The sequence below is a fragment of the Variovorax sp. Root411 genome (genome assembly GCF_001425205.1).
Classification (GTDB): Bacteria; Pseudomonadota; Gammaproteobacteria; order Burkholderiales; family Burkholderiaceae_C; genus Variovorax.
On sequence record NZ_LMDW01000001.1, the window covers coordinates 684,418 to 704,780 of the forward strand.

Annotated in this window: 17 protein-coding genes; 15 read left to right on the forward strand and 2 right to left on the reverse strand. The window is 67.4% G+C overall.

Annotated features, from left to right (window positions below; all coding sequences use genetic code 11):
* Positions 1-54 precede the first annotated feature (54 nt).
* The gene (locus ASC92_RS03115; RefSeq protein WP_056510198.1) at positions 55-1,308 is read right to left on the reverse strand and encodes a M48 family metallopeptidase; all 1,254 of its coding nucleotides are present in this window, start codon (positions 1,306-1,308) and stop codon (positions 55-57) included.
* A gap of 59 nt (positions 1,309-1,367) precedes the next feature.
* Between ASC92_RS03115 and orn the strand changes: the two genes are divergently transcribed.
* The 6 genes from orn (at position 1,368) to ASC92_RS03145 (ending at position 8,082) form a co-directional block, all read left to right on the forward strand.
* Positions 1,368-1,964, forward strand: a complete 597-nt coding sequence (orn, locus tag ASC92_RS03120; RefSeq protein ID WP_056510200.1) for an oligoribonuclease — start codon at positions 1,368-1,370, stop codon at positions 1,962-1,964.
* Between the two features lie 253 nt (positions 1,965-2,217).
* Positions 2,218-4,128 (forward strand): DEAD/DEAH box helicase, encoded by a 1,911-nt coding sequence (locus ASC92_RS03125; protein WP_056510202.1) that lies wholly within the window; start codon positions 2,218-2,220, stop codon positions 4,126-4,128.
* Positions 4,129-4,339: 211 nt separating this feature from the next.
* A complete protein-coding gene (locus ASC92_RS03130) occupies positions 4,340-5,413 on the forward strand; it encodes an NAD/NADP-dependent octopine/nopaline dehydrogenase family protein (RefSeq protein ID WP_056510204.1) in 1,074 nt (357 codons plus the stop codon).
* Entirely contained in the window at positions 5,403-6,407 is a 1,005-nt protein-coding gene (locus ASC92_RS03135; protein ID WP_056510206.1) for a 3-hydroxybutyryl-CoA dehydrogenase, read from the forward strand. The genes ASC92_RS03130 and ASC92_RS03135 overlap by 11 nt, the downstream gene beginning before the upstream one ends.
* Positions 6,404-7,201, forward strand: coding sequence for an alpha/beta fold hydrolase (locus ASC92_RS03140; RefSeq protein WP_056510208.1), 798 nt, complete (start codon positions 6,404-6,406; stop codon positions 7,199-7,201). The genes ASC92_RS03135 and ASC92_RS03140 overlap by 4 nt, the downstream gene beginning before the upstream one ends.
* Positions 7,198-8,082, forward strand: coding sequence for a quinone oxidoreductase family protein (locus ASC92_RS03145; RefSeq protein WP_056510210.1), 885 nt, complete (start codon positions 7,198-7,200; stop codon positions 8,080-8,082). Before ASC92_RS03140 ends, ASC92_RS03145 begins: the two co-directional genes overlap by 4 nt.
* 18 nt (positions 8,083-8,100) lie before the next feature.
* Here ASC92_RS03145 and ASC92_RS03150 read toward each other — a convergent pair whose 3' ends face one another.
* Positions 8,101-8,583 carry a MarR family winged helix-turn-helix transcriptional regulator gene (locus ASC92_RS03150; protein WP_056510212.1) on the reverse strand — a complete coding sequence of 161 codons (483 nt, stop codon included), beginning with the start codon at positions 8,581-8,583 and terminating at the stop codon, positions 8,101-8,103.
* 144 nt (positions 8,584-8,727) lie between these two features.
* Between ASC92_RS03150 and ASC92_RS03155 the strand changes: the two genes are divergently transcribed.
* From ASC92_RS03155 to ASC92_RS03195, 9 genes are all read left to right on the forward strand, one after another.
* Entirely contained in the window at positions 8,728-10,914 is a 2,187-nt protein-coding gene (locus tag ASC92_RS03155) for an indolepyruvate ferredoxin oxidoreductase subunit alpha (protein WP_056510213.1), read from the forward strand.
* Between the two features lie 99 nt (positions 10,915-11,013).
* Positions 11,014-12,537, forward strand: a complete 1,524-nt coding sequence (locus ASC92_RS03160; protein ID WP_268810460.1) for an indolepyruvate oxidoreductase subunit beta family protein — start codon at positions 11,014-11,016, stop codon at positions 12,535-12,537.
* A 16-nt stretch (positions 12,538-12,553) separates the two neighbouring features.
* A complete protein-coding gene (locus ASC92_RS03165) occupies positions 12,554-13,546 on the forward strand; it encodes a PDR/VanB family oxidoreductase (protein WP_056510218.1) in 993 nt (330 codons plus the stop codon).
* Positions 13,547-13,562: 16 nt separating this feature from the next.
* Positions 13,563-14,876 (forward strand): aromatic ring-hydroxylating dioxygenase subunit alpha, encoded by a 1,314-nt coding sequence (locus ASC92_RS03170; RefSeq protein WP_056510220.1) that lies wholly within the window; start codon positions 13,563-13,565, stop codon positions 14,874-14,876.
* Between the two features lie 119 nt (positions 14,877-14,995).
* Positions 14,996-15,478 (forward strand): aromatic-ring-hydroxylating dioxygenase subunit beta, encoded by a 483-nt coding sequence (locus ASC92_RS03175; RefSeq protein WP_056510222.1) that lies wholly within the window; start codon positions 14,996-14,998, stop codon positions 15,476-15,478.
* Positions 15,479-15,485: 7 nt separating this feature from the next.
* Complete coding sequence (locus ASC92_RS03180; RefSeq protein ID WP_056510224.1) at positions 15,486-17,111, forward strand: AMP-binding protein; 1,626 nt, start codon at positions 15,486-15,488, stop codon at positions 17,109-17,111.
* Complete coding sequence (locus ASC92_RS03185; RefSeq protein ID WP_056510227.1) at positions 17,108-18,280, forward strand: thiolase family protein; 1,173 nt, start codon at positions 17,108-17,110, stop codon at positions 18,278-18,280. The genes ASC92_RS03180 and ASC92_RS03185 overlap by 4 nt, the downstream gene beginning before the upstream one ends.
* On the forward strand, positions 18,277-19,530 hold the full coding sequence (locus ASC92_RS03190; RefSeq protein ID WP_056510229.1) for an SDR family NAD(P)-dependent oxidoreductase: 1,254 nt from the start codon (positions 18,277-18,279) through the stop codon (positions 19,528-19,530). The genes ASC92_RS03185 and ASC92_RS03190 overlap by 4 nt, the downstream gene beginning before the upstream one ends.
* Positions 19,531-19,545: 15 nt before the next feature.
* Positions 19,546-20,358, forward strand: coding sequence for a cyclase family protein (locus ASC92_RS03195; protein WP_056510231.1), 813 nt, complete (start codon positions 19,546-19,548; stop codon positions 20,356-20,358).
* The last annotated feature ends 5 nt before the right edge of the window (positions 20,359-20,363 follow it).

Consider the following 20,363-nt stretch of genomic DNA (forward strand, 5'->3'; position numbering starts at 1 on the left):
CCCTGCAAGGGGGAAGGCGCGCGCGACACGAAGTGCGCGAAGACTGGGGGTGAGTCATGTCATCCGCGCAAGGCGCTCGGAAGCCGGCGGGTGCGAATAGTAGAACTTGACGAACACCGGATCGGGCGTGAGCGTCGAGGCGTTGTCCTGGTAGAGCTTGAGCAGTGCGGCCGACAGGTCGGCTCCGCTGGTCTGCGCCACCGCATAGGCATCGGCCTCGAACTCGTGCTTGCGCGACAGGCGCGCGGGCAGCGGCGCAACGAAGAAGCCGAACACCGGCACGGCGACCATGAACAGCAGCAGCGCCAGCGCGCTGTTGGGTGCCGTCATGTTGGGCTGCACGCCCAGGCCCGTGTAGAACCAGACCTGCGTCGACACCCAGCCCAGCAGCGCAAAGCCGGCCAGGCTGAGGGCGAACATCGCGACCAGCCGCTTCACGATATGGCGATGCTTGAAGTGGCCGAGCTCGTGCGCGAGCACGGCTTCCACCTCGCCGGCGTTGAGCTGGCGCAGCAGCGTGTCGTAGAACACCACGCGCTTGCTGGCACCGAAGCCCGTGAAGTAGGCATTGGCATGCGCGCTGCGCGTGCTGCCGTCCATCACGAAAAGGCCCTTGGCTGCGAAGCCGCAGCGCTTCATCAGTGCCGTCACGCGCTCCTTGAGCGTGGGGTCGTCGAGCGGCTTGAACTTGTTGAAAAGGGGCGCGATGAAGGTCGGGTAGATCAGCATCAGCAGCAGGTTGAAGCCCATCCATGCGCCCCAGGCCCAGAGCCACCACAGCTGGCCGGCCGCGCCCATGAGCCAGAGGATCAGCGCCGCGATGGGCAGGCCGATCACCGCGCCCAGCAGCGTCGACTTGAGCGTGTCGACGAGCCAGAGCTTCCAGGTCATCTTGTTGAAGCCGAAGCGCTCTTCGAGCCTGAAGGTCTGCCAGAGCGTGAAAGGCAGCTCAAGCAGGCCGCCGATGGCCGCGAAGGCGGCCAGCAGCGCCAGCTGCTGCGCCATGCCGCCGCCGATCCACGCCAGCAGCAGCTTGTTGAGCAGGTCGAGCCCGCCGAGCAGGGTCCAGCCCAGCAGCAGCGTCGCGCTCCAGGCCATCTCGACCAGGCCGAAGCGTGCCTTGGCGATGGTGTAGTCGGCCGCCTTCTGGTGGGCGGCGAGGGTGATGGTCTGCGTGAAAGCGGCTGGCACGGCGCCGCGGTGCTGCGCCACATGGCGCACCTGCCGCGAGGCGAGCCAGAACTTCACGATCAGGCCTGCAACCAGTGCGGCCGCAAAGGCCAGGGTGAAGATGAGCGAGTAGGACATGAAGCAGTGAGTTTAGCCCTCGGTATCTGGCGCTGCGGGCCTTCGACGACAATCCTGCGATGCCCGAATCCCTTGACCCGACGCCTCCCGCCGCAGTGCCCACCCTGAAGAAAAGCGACCAGAACCTGGTCTGGCTCGACTGCGAAATGAGCGGCCTCGACCCTGAAAAAGAGTTCCTGCTCGAAATCGCCGTGGTCGTCACCGGCCCCGACCTCACGCCCCGCATCGACGGCCCTGTGCTCGTCATCCACCAGAGCGACGCCGTGCTCGACGCCATGGATGCCTGGAACAAGGGCACCCATGGCCGCAGCGGCCTGATCGACAAGGTGAAGGCCTCGACCCTCGACGAAGCCGCCGCGGAGCAGCAGCTGCTGGAATTCATCGCCAAGTACATTCCGCGCAGCGGCTCGCCCATGTGCGGCAACACCATCGGGCAGGACCGCCGCTTCCTGGTCAAGTACATGCCCAAGCTGGAGGCGTATTTCCACTACCGCAACCTCGACGTCAGCACGCTGAAAGAGCTGGCCAAGCGCTGGAAACCCACGGCCTACAACAGTTTCAAGAAGCAGCAGGCGCACACCGCGCTGGCCGACGTGCACGAATCCATCGAGGAACTGGCGCACTACCGCGAGACCTTCCTGCGCCTCACGGATTGAGAAACCCGGAAATTAGGTAAAAACCCGAGTCCATGCCATAATCGCAGGCTTCGCTGATCGGGCGGGTATTTCAAGCCCGGCCAGCGTCTCTTGCATCTCCCTATCTTGCACACCGCGCCCGATCGCATTCGCTGATCAAAAAGGGCCGCAGCCTTGGGCACCAGCCTGAAGTTGAACGTCGTTGGATGGTTGATGTTTTTAACCACCAACGGGGCGCCGCCTACGGCAGCGCTCGCGTTTGAGATTGATATTCATGACCGACGCTTTTGAAGCGCAGGGCGAGTTCGCGCCTGTGCAATCCGCTACCCATAACGAATTCACCGCTGTTTCGGACACCGTGTCCGAATCGCCCATCCTCGAAGCGCTGGATGCAGCCGCTCCCGAAGTGGCCGCGGCCGAAGAACCCGCCCAACCCAACGGCTTCATCAAGCTGGGCCTCGCGCCCGAACTGATCGCCGCCGTGGCCGACCTGGGCTTCACCCAGCCCACGACCGTCCAGGAAAAGGTCATCCCGATCGCCATGGGCGAGCAAGAGGGCGCCGCCCAGACCGCTCGTTTCGTCGACCTGATGGTTTCGAGCCAGACCGGTTCGGGCAAGACCGCCGCCTTCCTGCTGCCCGTGCTGCACACGCTGCTGAAGCGCCAGGCCGAAGCCGAAGCCGAAGCCAAGGCCGAATTTCAGCGCCTCGCCGCCGAAGCCGCTGCCCGCGGCGAAGCCGTGCCGAAGAAGCCGAAGCGCAAGGACCCGACCAACGCCCGTCATTTCAAGCCCGCCACCCCTGGCGCGCTGATCCTGTGCCCGACGCGCGAACTCGCGCAGCAAGTCGCGCACGACGCCATCGAACTGGTTCGCCACTGCCGCGGCCTGCGCATCGCCAACGTGGTGGGCGGCATGCCCTACCAGCTCCAGATCGCCCGCCTGCAGAACGCCGACCTCGTCGTCGCCACGCCGGGCCGCCTGCTCGACCTGCAGCGCTCGTCGCAAATCAAGCTCGACCAAGTCAAGTTCCTGGTGGTCGACGAAGCCGACCGCATGCTCGACCTCGGCTTTGCCGATGACCTGGCCGAAGTCAACCAGCTCACCATCGAGCGCCAGCAGACGATGATGTTCAGCGCCACCTTCGCGCCGCGCATCCAGCAGCTGGCCCAGCGCGTGATGCGCGAGCCGCAGCGCGTGACCATCGACAGCCCGCAAGAAAAGCACGCCAACATCAAGCAAGTGCTGTTCTGGGCCGACAACAGCCAGCACAAGCGCAAGCTGCTGGACCACTGGCTGCGTGACACCACCATCAACCAGGCCATCGTGTTCGCGAGCACGCAAGTCGAGTGCGACGGCCTCGCCAACGACCTGCAGCAAGACGGCTTCAGCGCCGTGGCGCTGCACGGCGCCCTGAGCCAGGGCCTGCGCAACCGCCGCCTGATGGCGCTGCGCCAGGGCCAGGTGCAGATCCTGGTGGCCACCGACGTTGCCGCCCGCGGCATCGACGTGCCGACCATCACCCACGTCTTCAACTTCGGCCTGCCGATGAAGGCCGAGGACTACACCCACCGCATCGGCCGCACCGGCCGCGCAGGCCGCGACGGCATTGCCGTCACGTTCGCCGAGTTCCGCGATCGCCGCAAGATCATGGACATCGAGCACTACAGCCGCCAGCAATTCAAGGCCGAAGTGGTGCCGGGCATGGAACCGCAGCAGCGCATGCCGCAATCGCGCCCGCCGCAAGGCGAGTTCCGCGGCGGCCGCGGCGACAACCATTCGCGTGACCGCAAGTTCGGCGGCGGCGGTCATCGCGGTGGCAATGGCGGCGGCTTCGGCGGCGGCAACAGCAACTACGCAGGCGCCAGCGGCTTCAACGACCGCGGTTCGCGTCCTCCGGCACCGCGCGGCGGTGGCTTCGGCGGCCAGGGCCACGGCCATGGCGGCGGTCACAACGCCGGTTTCGGCGGCGGCCGTGACGAAGGCGGCTACGGTCGCAAGCCGGGCTGGGGCGACAGCGCCCCGCGCGGCGGCGGCAACGGCGGTGGCCGTGACTTCGCTCCCCGCGAAGGTTTCGCACCGCGTGAAGGCTTCGCGCCCCGCGGCAATGGCGCAGGCCATGGCGGCCAGGGCAAGGTGTTCGTGCCCCGCGACGCGCAGAAGCGCTCGTTCAAGCCCAGCCGCTGATCCTTGCCGAGCGGCCTGACCGCCGCCTCGCCCCCTCGAAAGCCCGCGCTTCTCACGAACGCGGGCTTTTTCATTTCGGGTTTCCGAGCAGGCTGGTGTTGTCGAATTTGATTGACACCTGAATCGATGAAAAGTAATGTAATAGCGCATTGCTTCCCCGGGTCCGTCCTGCGGCCACCGGTTCATCGACACCTGCTTTTCGGCTTTCGACATGAAAATTGCGATTCTTGGGGGTGGTCATGGCGCCTATGCGGCCGCCGCCGACCTGTCTGAAACCGGCCACGAGGTGCGCCTGTGGCGCCGCGATGCCGCAGCTCTGGAGCCCGTCGTCCGTGCCGGCGCGATCACGCTGAAAGACGCCGCCGGCGCCCGCGAGGTGCCCATTGCGCTGGCCACCGCCGACATCGGCGCTGCCTTGAGGGGCGCCGAGCTGATCGTCATTCCCACGCCCGCCATCGCACAGCACGACATCGCGCTCGCGATGGCGCCGCACCTGGTCGATGGCCAGGTCGTGTTCCTGCCGCCGGGCACCTTCGGCAGCTACGTGATGGCGAGGGCGGTGAGAGAGGCCGGAAGCCGCGCCGACGTCGCCTGGGCCGAGACCGGCACCTTGCCCTACCTCGCGCGCAAGCACGGCGAACGCGAGGTGAACGTCACCATCCGCGCCATCCGCCTGCCGACCGGCGTCTACCCGGCGCGCAAGGAAGCCGACGCGATCGAGGTGATCCGCAAGGCCTACCCGGCCGTGCACGGCTGCGGCGACGCGCTCTCGGGCGCGTTGATGAATGCTGGCCCCGTCATCCATCCGCCGCTGATGGTGATGAACGCCGCGCCGCTGCAGCACTTCGAGCGCTGGGACATCCACAACGAAGGCACCCAGCGCGCCGTGCGCGACGTGACCGACCGGCTCGACCGGGAGCGCATCGCCGTGCGCGAAGCCTTCGGGCAGGGCGCGCCGCACTATCCGCTGGCCGACCATTACAACAACGACCAGTGGATGTACGGCGACGCGCACAAGCAGCTCGTCAAGTCGGGCGACTGGCGCGAGAACATCGACCTGCACACGCACCGCTACATCACCGAGGACACCGAACTCGGCCTTGCCTTCCTGGCCTCGGCTGCGCGCCATGCGGGCGTGGACGCGCCCATCGCGCACGGCCTGCTGGCCATCGTCGGCGGCTTTCTCGGCCGCGACCTGCGGCGCGGGCCGCGCACTTTCGAACGCCTGGGCCTCGCCGGCCTGAGCGCGGCGCAACTCAAGCAGAGGCTGCACGATGGCGAATGAGGCCGTGCTGCCGCGCTTCGCCGCCGTCGGCGCGGGCCGCATGGGACGCGGCATCGCCATCGCGTTCGCCTATGCCGGCCGGCGCATCTCGCTGATCGACCTGCGCCCGCGCAGCGACGAGGCGTGGCAGCGCCTGCGCGACGAGGCCGGGGCGGAGATCGAAGCCAGCCTTTCGGGTCTCGCACAGCTTGGCGTGATCGATGCCTCGCAGGTCGAATGCATCGCTGCGCGCGTCGATTTCGTCAACGCCGCCGCCGCGCCGCAGGCGCTCGCCGCCGCCGAACTCGTGTTCGAAGGCGTGCCCGAGACCATGGAGGCCAAGCGCGAGGCTTTCGAGCATCTCAACCGCCATTGTCGCGACAACGCCATCCTCACCTCGACCACCAGCAGCATCCTCGTGACGCAGCTGGCCGCACTCGTGCGGCTGCCAGAGCGCTTCCTCAACATGCACTGGCTCAACCCGGCCTATGTGATCCCGGTGGTGGAGCTCAGCTGCCATCCGGGCACCGACGCCGCCGTGCTCGCGCGCACCAAGGCGCTGATGGAAGAGATCGGCAAGCTGCCCGTGGTCTGCGGCGCCTCGCCCGGCTACATCGTGCCGCGCCTGCAGGCGCTGGTGATGAACGAAGCCGCGCGAATGATCGAGGAGGGCGCCGCCACCGCCGAGGAGATCGACAAGGCCACGCGCTACGGCCTCGGCCTGCGTTTCGCAGCGCTCGGCGTGGTCGAGTTCATCGACTTCGGCGGCTGCGACATCCTGCATCATGCGAGCCGGGAGATGTCGGCCTCGCTCGACGCAGGCCGATACACCGCGCCCGCCATCGTCGGGCGCATGGTCGAGCAGGGGCGGCTCGGCCTCAAGAGCGGCAGCGGCTTCTACGATTACGCGGGCCGCGACGTCGCAGCCTACCGGCGCGACGTGCTCTCGCGCACGCTCGGCGAACTGCGGCACGCGGGCCTGTGGCGCGCGCCGGCCGACGAGACCTTGCCATGAGCATCCGCCGCGCCTTTGCCGACCTGTCGGTGGGGCAGGTGCACTATGCGGAATGCGGCGACCGCAGCGCGCCGGTGGTGCTGCTGCTGCACCAGTCGCCGCGCAGCTGGGCCGAGTACCGCGCCGTGCTGCCGCTGATCGGCGCGCAGCGCCGGGCCATCGCGATGGACACCGCCGGCTTCGGCGACTCTGCGGACGGCGGCGTGCCCGCGAGCATCGGGCAATGGGCGCGCGTGGCGTGCGAACTGCTGGACGTGTTGAACATCGCGCAGGCCGACGTGGTGGGCCACCACACCGGTGGCGTCGTGGCAGTGGAGCTTGCAGCCGCGTTTCCCGATCGCGTGCGCAGCCTGGTGCTGTCTTCGACGCCTTGCACCGACGAAGCTTTTCGCCGCGCCCGCGCGCAGCGCCCGCCCATCGACGAAGTTACGCCGAGCGAAGATGGCTCCCATCTCGCTGCGCTATGGCAGAAGCGCCAGGGCTTCTATCCACCGGGGCGGCCCGAACTGCTCGAGGCCTTCGTGCGCGATGCGTTGAAGGTCGAACGCGTCGAAGAGGGCCATCGCGCCGTCGCGTCGTACCGCATGGAAGAACGGATCGGCCTCGTCGCGCAGCCCACGCTGATCGTGCGCGCCACCGACGATCCGTTCGCGGCGCCGCATGCGGCGGAGCTGCGGCATCACTTGCCGCACGCGCGCATCGTCGACATCGAAGGCGGCATGGTGCCGTTGCCCGATCAGATGCCCGATACCTTCGCGCGCACGGTACTCGACTTTCTGGCGACGCTGCCATGAAGGCCGTGCGCATCCACGGCTTCGACGCAGTCCCCGTGCTGGAAGAGGTGGCCGATCCCGTCGCAAGGCCGGGCCGCACCATCGTGCGCATGGAAGCCGCGACGGTCGGCCACATCGACCGCACCGTGTGGCGCGGCAGTTTCCTGCGGCACCCGCCGTTGCCTTACACGCCCGGCGTGGAGGCTGCGGGCACCGTCATGGCGAGCGAACGTTACGACGTCGGCCAGCGCGTGTGGCTGCGCGGCGGCGGACTGGGCACGCTCTTCGATGGCACCTGGTGCGAACTTGTCGATGCGCCCGACGAAGCGTTGGGACTCTTGCCTGACGGCGTTCCGATGGCGCTGGGTGCCGCGTTCTTTTCCCCATGCACCTCGGCCTGGGTGGCGCTGCACGACGTCGCGAAGCTGCGGCCCGGTGAACAGGTGCTGGTGACCGGCGCGAGCGGTGCCGTCGGCTCGCTCGTGATGCAGCTGGCAGGCAGCCTGGGCGGCGCATCGACGGCCGTCGATGCGAATGCCGAAGCACCGCCCGCGGCCAGCGCCGACCTGCTCATCGACACCGTCGGCGGCGACGTCCTTGCGAAAGTCCTGCCCGCGGTGCGCCCCGGTGGGCGCGCGGTGCTGATCGGCTACACCGCCGGCCCGACGCTGCAGCTGGACATTGCGCATTTCCTGCAACGCGATGTCGCGCTTCTGCCGCTCAACATGTTCCGGCGTGAATCGGCCGGCCGCGCCGCTGCCCCCGAGTTGCTCGCAAGGCTGGCCGACGGCCGCCTGCATCTGGACGTTCGGCCCTTCGCATTCGACGATGCGGCCGGCGCGCTCGACTGGATTGCGCAACGCGGCCACCGCGGGCGGGCTGTTCTCGTGCCTCGCCTTTGACCAACGAGGCCCGGGGGCTCAGTCTTCCTCCGGCCCCTCGACCGGCACGTGCACATGCAGGTCGATCATCTGCCGCAGCGTCTGCTTGAGCTCTTCGGCGCGCCGCAGCCCGAAGGGTTCGAGCACGCGCCGCTCGTGGTCGCGCGCGAGTTCCATCAGGTGTTCGACCGCCTTCAGCCCCTTGCGCGTGATGCGCACCAGCGTGATGCGGCGATCACTTTCGTGGGGCAGGCGCTCGACCTGTCCGCGCGATTCCATGCGGTCGAGCAGCCGCGTCACCGTCGGCTGCTTGGTGACAGTCACCTGCGCGAGCTGGCCGATGCTGATCGGCTCGCTGCCCGCAAGCGATGCCATCACGCGCCATTCCGACACGGAGAACCCCTGCTGCCGCGCAACCTCGTGGAACTCCGAAGAGATCAACTGGCTGGCCTGTGCCAGCAGCGCCGGCAGGTAGTCGTCGACGAAGCGATGCGACTCGGTGGATGGATCTGGGTCAGCCATGAAGGCACCTCACAGTCGCCGCGGGCACGCCGCTTGCATGTCTAGGGTAATTCATGATTGTGGATACATTCATTTGTCAACATTATAGGAAGCGTGATGTGGCACCTGAAGCGCATCCTCCCACGCGAAGGAAGAAGGACCCCAATGGCTGAGCGTTCGTTCGTCGAAGAAGTCAAGAAGCTGAGGCTTTCTGGCGGAGATGTCTTTCGTGGGGAGGGCATTCTGGCGGTCACCAAGGCCTTGCTCGAATCCGGAGTTTCCTATGTGGCCGGCTACCAGGGCGCGCCCATCTCGCACCTGATGGATGTGCTGGCCGACGCACAGGACATCCTTGCCGAGCAGGGTATCCGCTTCGAGAACAGTGCAAGCGAAGCCACTGCTGCAGCCACGCTTGCGGCGTCGGTCAACTACCCCTTGCGCGGCGCCGTCACCTTCAAGGCCACCGTGGGCACCAACGTCGCGTCCGATGCGCTGGCCAACCTGGCATCGGGCGGCGTCACCGGCGGTGCGCTCATCATCGTGGGCGAGGACTACGGCGAAGGCTCGTCGATCATGCAGGAGCGCAGCCATGCGTTCGCCATGAAGTCGCAGATCTGGCTGCTCGATCCGAGGCCCAACCTGCCGAGCATCGTCGATGCGGTGAAGCAGGGTTTTGATCTCTCGGAGGCGAGCAACACGCCCGTGATGTTGCAGCTGCGCATCCGCGCTTGCCATGTGCACGGCCACTTCATCGCCGGCGACAACAAGCGCGCGAAGTTCACGCTGAAGGACGCGCTCGAGAACCCGCAGCGCGACGTCGGCCGCATCGTGCTGCCGCCCGCGAGCTTCGTGCACGAGCAGGAAAAGGTGAAGGACCGCTGGCCCGCCGCCGTGCGCTTCATCGAGGAGCGCAAGCTCAACGAGTTCTTCTCCGAAGACGCCGACGACATCGGCATCATCGTGCAGGGCGGCAGCTACAACACGCTGCTGCGCGCGCTCGAGCGCCTGGGCTTGGCCGATATCTACGGCAACACCCAGGTTCCGCTCTACGTGATGAACGTGGCCTATCCGGTCATCGAGAGCGAGGTGATCCGCTTCTGCGAAGGCAAGCGCGCGGTGATGATCGTGGAAGAGGGGCAGCCCAACTTCGTCGAGCAGAACCTTGCGACCATCCTGCGGCAGGCCGGTTCGACCACGGCGCTGCATGGCAAGGACATGCTGCCGGTGGCCGGCGAATACACCGCCGCCGAACTGCTGAAGGGCGCGCGCAGCTTCTGCGAGCGCTACGACCGCCTGGCGCCACTGCCCGCGCCCGTGCGCAAGGTGATCCCGCTGATGGAGGTCGCCGCGGTCGGCGTCGATGCGGCACCCGAGCCTGCATTGCCGTCCACGGCGCTGGGCGAGGTGGTGCACGCCCGCCCGCCGGGCTTCTGCACCGGCTGCCCCGAGCGCCCGATCTTCAGCGCCATGAAGCTGGTCGAGCGCGAACTGGGCCCGCACCACGTGAGTGCCGACATCGGCTGCCACCTGTTTTCCATCCTGCCACCGTTCAACATCGGCAACACCACCATGGGCTACGGGCTCGGCGGCGCAGGTGCTTCCGCCCTCAACGCACCCGCCGGCAAGCGCGCGATCTCGATGATGGGCGACGGCGGCTTCTGGCACAACGGCCTCACCAGCGGCATCGCCAACGCGGTCTTCAACAAGAGCGACAACCTCACCATCGTCGTCGACAACAACTACACCTCGGCCACGGGCGGGCAGGACATCCTCTCGTCAAATGCCGTCAACAAGACGCGCAGCACCGGCCACGAGATCGAGCGCGCCGTGCGCGGCGTGGGCGTCGAGTGGGTCAAGACATTGCGCCGAACCTACGACGTCGCCGGCATGCGCGATGCGCTGAAAGAAGCGCTCACCACCAAGACCCGGGGCCCGAAGGTGCTGATCGCCCAGTCGGAATGCATGCTCAACAAGCAGCGCCGCGAGAAGCCGCTGGTGCGCAAGGCCATCGCCGACGGCAAGCGCGTGGTGCGCGAGAAGTTCGGCGTCGATGCCGACACCTGCACCGGCGACCACTCGTGCATCCGCCTGTCGGGTTGCCCGTCGCTGTCGATCAAGCCCAACCCCGATCCGCTGCGCACCGACCCGGTCGCGACTGTGCTCGACAGCTGCGTGGGCTGCGGCGTGTGTGGCGAGGTTTCGCATGCCGCCGTGCTGTGCCCTTCGTTCTACAAGGCGCAGATCGTGAGCAACCCGAGCCGCCGGGACCTGCTGCGCGAGCGTGTGCGCGCTGCCGTCATCGGCTGGCTGCAGCGCGGCGAAGCGCGCCGCCGCGAAGCCTATGCGTTCTGAATAAAGTTCCCTTATGCGACGCAACGAGACATCGGGAATTGGCCAGGGATACCGCGGAACCGGCTTTGCCGGGCCGCTGGTGTCGCCCCCGGTAGGGGGTTGGCGGCTACACGAAGTGAGCAAGACTGGGGGCGAGCCATGAGCCCGATCAAGATCGCGATCCTCGCCATGGGCGGGGAGGGCGGCGGCGTTCTGGCCGACTGGATCGTCGACATGGGCGAGGCCAATGGCTATGTGGCGCAGACCACGTCGGTGCCAGGCGTGGCGCAGCGCACGGGCGCAACCATCTACTACGTCGAGCTCTATCCGACGGCACAGGCAGACGCCGATGGCGGCAAGCCGGTGCTGGCGCTGATGCCATTGCCGGGCGATGTCGACGTGGTGCTGGCGTCCGAACTCATGGAAGCGGGGCGCGCCGTGCAGCGCGGCCTTGTCACGCGCGACCGCACCACCTTGATCGCCTCCACGCACCGCGTGTTCTCGATCGCGGAGAAGAGTGCGCTGGGTGACGGCCGCGTCGACAGCGACCAGTTGCTCGCGCACACGGCACGGGCCGCCAAGCGCTTCATCCGCTTCGACATGGCGCAGGCTGCCGAAGCCTCCGGCAGCGTGATCAGCGCTGTGCTCTTTGGTGCATTGGCAGGATCGGGCGTGCTGCCTTTCAGCCGCGCGCAGTTCGAGGCGACGATCGAACGCGGCGGCGTAGGTGTGAAGCCCAGCCTCAAGGCCTTCGGCGCCGCATTCACCCGCGCACAGGGCGGCGACGACGGCGAGCCGGTGAAAGAGGCCCCGCTCGCCACGCCGGCTCCGCAACCCCGCCACCCGGCCGTGCGTGCGCTGGTCGAGCGCGTGCAGCGCGACTTTCCGGCTGCCGCGCAAGACTTCCTGCTCGAAGGCGTGCGCCGCCTCATCGACTACCAGGACCCGGCCTACGCCGGCCTGTACCTCGACCGGATGGCGGCCTTGCCGGCCGGCGACCACCGCCTGCTGCGCGAAACCGCGCGCCACCTTGCGCTCTGGATGTCCTACGAAGACACCGCCCGCGTCGCGGCCCTGAAGACCCGCGCCACCCGCTTCGAGCGCGTGCGCGGCGAGGCCCGCGTGCAAGCCGGGCAGGTGCTTGCCATCAACGAATACATGCATCCGCGCCTGCAGGAAATCTGCGAGACGCTGCCGGGCGGCATCGGCCGCTGGCTCATGGATTCGACGCTGCCGAAGAAGCTCGTCGAGCGCTTCACGCAGCACGGTCGCGTGATCCGGACCAGCTCGCTGCGCGGCTACCTGATGTTGCGCACGGTGGCAGCCATGAAGCGCTGGCGCCTGTCGACGATGCGCTATGCCGAAGAGAACCGCCGCATCGAGGAATGGCTGCAGCGCATCGCCGCGACTGCGCAGCGCAACACGGAGCTCGCCGTCGAACTCGCGCAGTGCCAGCGGCTCGTGAAAGGCTACAGCGACACGCACGAGCGCGGCGTTCGCAACTACGACACCGTGATGCGCGCCGTCGAGCGCGCCGGCGCGGGGCTGGCACCGGCCACGCTGCGCGAACTGCGCGACGCGGCGCTGGCCGACGAACACGGCCACAAGCTGCAAGCTGCACTGGCGCAGCACGCACTGGCCTGACGAAGAGACATCGAAGATGACCGCACCCTCCGCCACCCTCTCGCTGCGCGTCGTCGAAGCGCGGGCACTGAATCCGCTGATCCGCATGCTGCGCTTGCGCGCCGAGGACGGCCGCGCGCTGCCCGGCTTCGCGGCCGGCGCTCACATCCGCGTGCAGGTGTCGCTGCCCGATGGCAAGACCGACTGGCGCCACTACTCGCTCATCAACTTCGCGACCGCGCGCAATGCCACCAACGCGCCAGCCGAGTACGTGATCGCCGTGCGCAAGGAGGCCGAAGGCCGTGGCGGCTCGCGCTTCATGCACGAGCAGCTGAAAGAGGGCGACACGGTCGCCATCGAGGCGCCGAAGAACGACTTTCCGCTGCATACCGGTCCCGGCGGCACCGTGCTGGTGGCGGGTGGCATCGGCGTCACGCCGCTTGCCACCATGGCCGCGCGCCGCCGCGCCGAAGAGGCGCCAGTGCGCATGCACTACGCCGGCCGCAGCCGCGAGCTGATGGCCTTCCTGCCCGAGCTGCAGGCGCTGCTCGGCGAAGACCTGCGCGTACACGCCGATGCCGAAACCGGTGCGCCACTCGACATCGACGCGCTGCTCGACGGCGTGCCCGCCGGGGACCGCCTCTACGTCTGCGGCCCCAAGGTCATGCTGGACGCCGTGCTGGCCCGCACCCAGGCGCGCGGCTGGGAACACGACCGCGTGCACTTCGAACTCTTCACCGAACCCGTCGCGGAAGCGGGCGACCAGCCCTTCGAGGTGGAACTCGCCCAGTCGGGCCAGCGCTTCACCGTGCCGGCCGACCAGAGCATCCTCGATTGCCTGATCGCGCATGGCTGCGACCCGATGTTCGACTGCAAGCGCGGCGAATGCGGTGTGTGCGCCGTGCCCGTGATCGAAGGCGAGATCGAGCATCGCGACTACGTGCTCAGCGCCCGCGAGAAAGCGGCCGGCAACGTCATCCAGATCTGCATCTCGCGCGCCAAGGGTGCGCGCCTGGTGCTCGACCTTTGAAGGAGCCACGAGAACCATGCCTTCATACCGAGACAACCCTGAAGCCGTCCGCGCGCTGGTGCGCAACGATCAGGTGCACCGCGACCTGTACACCAGCCAGGAACTGTTCGAGCTGGAGCAGGAGCACTTCTTCGCCAACACCTGGAACTATGTCGGCCACGAGAGCCAGTTGCCCAAGCCGGGCGACTGGATCAGCAACGAGATCGCGGGACGCCCGCTGATCGTCGTGCGCCACGCCGACGGCAGCGTGCGCGCGATGATGAACCGCTGCGCCCACAAGGGCTCGCGGCTCGTCAACGGGCCGTGCGGCAACACCGGCAAGTTCTTCCGCTGCCCGTACCACGCCTGGACCTTCAAGACAGACGGCTCGCTGCTCGCCATTCCGCTCAAGACCGGCTACGAGAACACCGCCTTGCACGAGTGCGAATCGGCCAAGGGGCTCACCACGCTGAAGCACGTGCGCAGCCATCGCGGCTTCATCTTCGTGAAGATCAACGACGCCGGGCCGGACTTCGACGCGTACTTCGGCGATTCGTTGAGCTCCATCGACAACATGGCCAACCGTTCGCCCGAGGGCGAGCTGGAAATCGCCGGCGGGTGCCTGCGCTTCATGCACCAGTGCAACTGGAAGATGTTCGTCGAGAACCTCAACGACACGATGCACCCCATGGTGGCGCACGAGTCCTCCGCAGGCACCGCCAAACGCATGTGGGCCGACAAGCCCGAGGACGAGCCCAAGCCCATGGCGGTCGAGCAGTTCGCGCCCTTCATGTCCGACTACAAGTTCTTCGAGGACATGGGAATCCGCACCTACGACAACGGCCACAGTTTCACGGGCGTGCACTTCAGCATCCACAGCAAGTACAAGGCGATCCCCGCCTACGACGATGCGATGAAAGCGCGCTACGGCGAAGAGAAGGCTGCGCAGATCCTCGGCATGGCGCGCCACAACACCGTGTACTACCCGAACCTGACGATCAAGGGCGCGATCCAGGCGATCCGCGTGGTGAAGCCGATCTCGGCCGACAGGACGCTGATCGAGAGCTGGACCTTCCGCCTGAAGGGCGCGCCGCCCGAGCTGCTGCAGCGCACCACCATGTACAACCGGCTCATCAACTCGCCGTTCTCGGTGGTGGGGCACGACGACCTGCAGGCCTACCGGGGCATGCAGGCCGGCCTGCACGCGAGCGGCAACGAGTGGGTCAGCCTGCATCGCAACTACGACGCGTCGGAGTTGAAAGGTGGCGAGATCACCACGGGTGGCACCAACGAGCTGCCGATGCGCAACCAGTACCGCAGCTGGGTGCAACGCATGACGGAGACAATGTAAATGGCTAACCCCCAGGCTTCGCGCACTTCGTGTCGCTTCTCCAACCCCCTTGCAGGGGGCAACACCTGCGACCCGGCAAAGCCGCTTCCGCGCTTTTCCTCGAATGAAGAGGTACTCAAATGACATCGGTGACGCATCAGGATCTGATCGACTTCGTCGTGAACGAAGCGCACCTGCTCGACACGCGCCGCTATGAAGAATGGAACGCGCTCTTCACCGACGATGCCTTCTACTGGATTCCGCTGGTGCCCGACCAGGAAGACGGCCTCAACCACACCTCGCACCTCTACGAGGACAAGCTGCTGCGAGAGCTGCGTATCGAGCGTCTCAAGAGTCCGCGTGCCTTCTCGCAGCAGCCGCCGAGCCGCTGCCACCATCTGCTGCAGATGCCGGTGGTCGAGCAATTCGACGCCGAGGCGAACCGCTACGTGGTGCGCACCGGGTTCCACTACACGGAGTCGCAGGGCGACGAACTGCAGTTCTACGTTGGCACCTTCTTCCATCACCTCACTGTGCAGGACGGCGCGCTGCGCATGACGCTCAAGCGCGTCAACCTGCTCAACTGCGACGCGGCGCTTCCGGCCGTGCAGCTTTTCATCTAGGGACGCGATGACACACGCGACCGTCCATCGAGTCTTCGCGGCCACCGCGGCGCGCACGCCGCAGGCCGAATTCCTGTTCACCGAATCGGTGACCGCGGCTGCCTACGGTATTTCAGCCGGCGCCATTCGCTGGGGCGAGGCCGCGGCCGAGGTCGAGCGTCTGCGCGCGGCCTATGCGCAAGCCGGGTACGGCCACGGCCACCGTGTCGGGCTGCTGCTGGAGAACCGCCCTGCATTCCTCTTTCACTGGTTCGCGTTGAACGCCCTGGGCGTGAGCGTGGTGCCGATCAACGCCGAGATGCGCTCGGCGGAACTGATCTATTTGATCGGCCACAGCGAAATCGGCCTGGCCGTGACGCTGCCCGAGCGTGCCGGTGATCTGCGCGGTGCGGCTGCGCAGGCCGGCGTGGCCTTCGAGACGATGGGGCCCGACGATGCGGTGCCCAGTGCGAAGACGGCCGCGCCGCGCGCCGGGGAGCCCATCGGCATCGATACCGAGTGCGGCCTGCTCTACACCTCGGGCACCACGGGGCGCCCCAAGGGCTGCATCCTGAGCAACGCCTACTTCCTGCGCGCCGGCGAGTGGTACGCGGCGCTCGACGGCGTCTGCAGCATCCGCTTCGACGCCGAGCGCGTCATCACGCCGCTGCCGCTCAACCACATGAACGCGATGGCCTTCTCCACCATGGTGGTGCTGGTCGCGGGCGGCTGCCTTGTGCAGCTCGACCGCTTCCATCCGAAGACCTGGCTGGCCAGCGCGCGCGAAAGCGGCGCGACCATCGTGCATTACCTCGGCGTGATGCCCGCGATGCTGCTGTCGGCATCGCCGTCTGCCGCCGACCGCGACCATGCAATCCGCTGGGGCTTCGGTGCCGGCGTCGATCGCAAGAACCACGCACCTTTCGAAGAGCGCTTCGGCTTCCCGCTGGTCGAGGCCTGGGCCATGACCGAGACCGGCGCGGCCGCCTGCATCATGGCCAACCGCGAACCGCGTCTCGTGGGCACCAGCTGCTTCGGACGGCAGGAAGACTTCGTGCAGACCCGCCTCGTGGGTGAAGACGGCAACGATGTCGGCATCGATGCGCCAGGCGAACTGCTCGTGCGTTCGGCCGGCGACGACCCGAAACGCTACTTCTTCTCCGGCTACCTGAAAGACGAGGAAGCCACGCGCGAAGCCTGGGCCGACGGCTGGTTCCACACCGGCGACCTCGTGCGCAGCGATGCCGAGGGCAACTTCTTCTTCGTCGACCGCAAGAAGAACGTGATCCGCCGCAGCGGCGAGAACATCTCGGCCGTCGAGGTCGAGAGCGTGCTCAACCAGCATCCGGCCGTGAAGACCTCGGCCGTGGCCGCTACGCCCGATGCGGTGCGCGGCGACGAAGTGCTGGCCTGCATCGTGATGCGTGAAGGCGTCGACGCATCGCAGCGTGAACAGATCGCAGCCAGCATCGTCCAGCACGCGCTCGCGCAGCTGGCGTACTACAAGGCGCCGGGGTACGTCGCGTTCGTCGACGCGCTGCCGCTTACGCCTTCGCAAAAAATCCAGCGCGGCCAGTTGCGCGAGATGGCGCATGCGCTGCCGGGGCAGGGCCATTGCATCGACACCCGCGCGATGAAGAAAAGGCAGTCATGACCCGCAACCGGCTTTCCTACGAAGGCGTCGCGGTGGCCGTGCCCATCACGGTGCCTTATGTGCGCTATTCCACCCGCACCGCGCACTGGTTCATCGGTCAGGCCGTCGAGGCGCTGGTCCAGGCCAGCGGCGTGTCCAAGGAACAGATCGACGGCCTGTGCCTCAGCAGCTTCTCGCTCGCGCCCGACACGGCCGTGGGCGTCACGCAGCACCTGGGCCTGTCGCCGCGCTGGCTCGACCACGTGCCCACCGGCGGCGCCTCGGGCGTGATGTGCCTGCGCCGCGCCGCGCGGGCGGTGCAGGCGGGCGATGCCGACATCGTGGCCTGCGTGGGCGCCGACACCAACCATGTCGACTCCTTCCGCCAGACGCTCGGCAGCTTCAGCAACTTCGCGCGCGACGCGAGCTACCCCTACGGCTCGGGCGGACCGAACTCGATCTTCGCCTTCATCACCGCCAACTACATGCGCACCTACGGCGCGAAGCGCGAAGACTTCGGCCGCATCTGCGTGGACCAGCGCACCAACGCGCTCGGCAACCCGAACGCGATGTTCAAGAAGGCGCTCACGCTCGACGAGTACATGGCCGCACGCCCCATCTCCGACCCGATCCACCTGTTCGACTGCGTGATGCCCTGCGCCGGCGCAGACGCCTTCCTCGTGATGAGCGAGGAGCGCGCACGCGACCTGGGGCTGGCGCACGTGGTGATCCGCGGCGCCATCGAGCGCCACAACGCCTATGCCGAAGACCCGGTGATGGTGCAGGGCGGCTGGCGCAAGGACCGCGATGACCTCTATGCGCAGGCCGGCGTGCAACCCACCGCGCTCGATTTCGTGCAGACCTACGACGACTACCCGGTCATCGTGATGATGCAGTTCGAGGACCTGGGCTTCTGCGAGAAAGGCGAAGGCTCGGCCTTCGTGCAGTCGCACACCATGACCTTCGACGGCAGCTTCCCGAACAACACGAGCGGCGGGCAACTCTCGGCCGGGCAAGCCGGCGCGGCGGGTGGCTTTCTCGGCATGGTCGAGGCGATCCGGCAACTGACCGATCAAGCCGGAGCGCGCGCGGTGCCCGACGCGCAACTCGGCCTCGTTGCCGGCTTCGGCATGGTGACCTATGACCGCTGCCTGTGCACGGGTGCGGTGATTCTGGGGAGATCCGAATGACCATGCCCCTGATGCGCCCCCCGCGCAAGAACCCGGTGCTGCGAACTCGGCAGATGAACCTGCCGCCCGGTGCGCGCGGCCGCGTGGCGCTCGGCCTTACGGCGGCCGCCGCCGAAGGCCGCTTCGAGCTGCAGACCTGCGAGGACTGCGGCACGGTGCAGTACCCGCCGCGCGAGGTCTGCCACAAGTGCCTGTCGGCCGCGCTGCGCTGGCGGCAGCAAAGCGGCGAGGGCGAGCTGCTCGGCAGCACCACGCTGCACCACAGCAACGACCTGTTCTTCCGCGAGCGGCTGCCCTGGCGGTTGGGCTTGGTGCACCTGGATGCCGGCCCGACGCTCATGGTCCACCTGCACAGCGAGGTGGGCGAGGCGCCGCAGCGCGTGCGTGTCGGCGCCCGGCTCGACCGCGCGGGACAGGCCGTTCTCATTGGTTTTCCGAATGAAGGGAGTGCCCACATGGCCGACGACAAGATGCTGCGAGAAATGACCAGCGACCCCAAGTTCCGCAAGGCGCTGGTGACCGACGGCAAGACCGAGACCGGACAGGCCATCGTGCGTGCGCTGGTGAAGGCCGGGGCCGACATCGTCTGGGTCGGCCACGCCGAGCCCTGGAAGAAGATGGGCGACGGGCTCGACGACATCTCGGCACTGCCGCAGGTCACGCTGGTGCCGCTGGACCTGACCAACGGCCGCCAGGTGACAGAGCTCGCGGGCTCCATCGGCGGCAAGGTCGACATCGTGATCAACAACGCTGAAGTGCACCGCACCTTCGGCATCGGCGCGCGCCGCGGCACCGACGTGGCCAAGGCCGAGATGGACATCAACTACTTCGGCCTGCTGCGCCTCGCGCAGGAGTTCGGTCCCGCGCTGAAGGGCCGATCGGCCGATGGCGAAACGGGTGCGACGGCTTGGGTCAACCTGCTGTCGATCTACGCGCTCAGCAACTTCCCACCGCATGGCACCTTCAGCGCCTCGAAGGCTGCGGCGCACTCGTTGGCCCAGTGCCTGCGTGCGGAGATGCGGCCTGCGGGCATCCGCGTGATCAATCTGTTCCCCGGCCCCATCGACGATGAATGGAACCAGCACACGCCGCCGCCCAAGCTGGCGCCGGCGGCCTTGGCCAATGCCATCGTGAAGGCGCTGCGCGATGGCGTCGAAGACGTCTACCCGGGCGACGTGGCGCAGGAATGGCTGGAACGCTGGCGCGACAACCCCAAGGTGCTGGAACGCGAACTCGCGGCGGGCGGCTGATTGAGGAACACCACGATGACAACCACCACCGAACTGATGTCCACCGCCGAAATCCTCGGCAGCCTCGTGACCGCCATGGCCAGCGGCCGCATCCGCGTGATCGACCTCACGCAGACGCTCACGCCCGAGTTTCCGCAAATCGCCTTGCCGCCCGAGATGGGCCAGTGCTGGCCCTTCCGCATCGAAGAAGTGTCGAAGTACGACGAGCGCGGCCCCGGTTGGTACTGGAACAACTTCTCCTGCGGCGAGCACACCGGCACGCACTTCGACGCGCCGATCCACTGGATCTCCGGGCGTGACCTGCCGAACAACTCGGTCGACACGATTCCGGTGCAGCACTTCGTGGCGCCAGCCTGCGTGATCGACTGTTCGCCACAGGTCAAGGACGACCCCGACTATCTGCTGACCCTGGAGGACATCGAGGCCTACGAGGCGGCGCACGGCCGCATCCCGAAGGGCGCGTGGGTGCTGATGCGCACCGACTGGTCCAAGCGCACCGACCCCGAGGCGTACCAGAACTTCGACGAGACAGGCCAGCACACGCCCGGCCCGAGCACCGAGGCCGTGCGCTTCCTGGTCGAGCAGCGCGACGTGCTGGGCTTCGGCTCCGAGGCCATAGGCACCGATGCCGGGCAGGGCTATCACCTGCGCCCACCGTACCCGTGCCACTACTACATGCACGGTGCGGGGCGCTATGGGTTGCAGTGCCTGAGCAACCTCGACCTGCTGCCGCCGGCGGGTGCGGTGCTGATCTGCCCGCCGCTGAAGATCGAGAAGGGCAGCGGCAGTCCGCTGCGCGTGCTGGCATTGGTGGGAGCTTCGCTATGACTCGC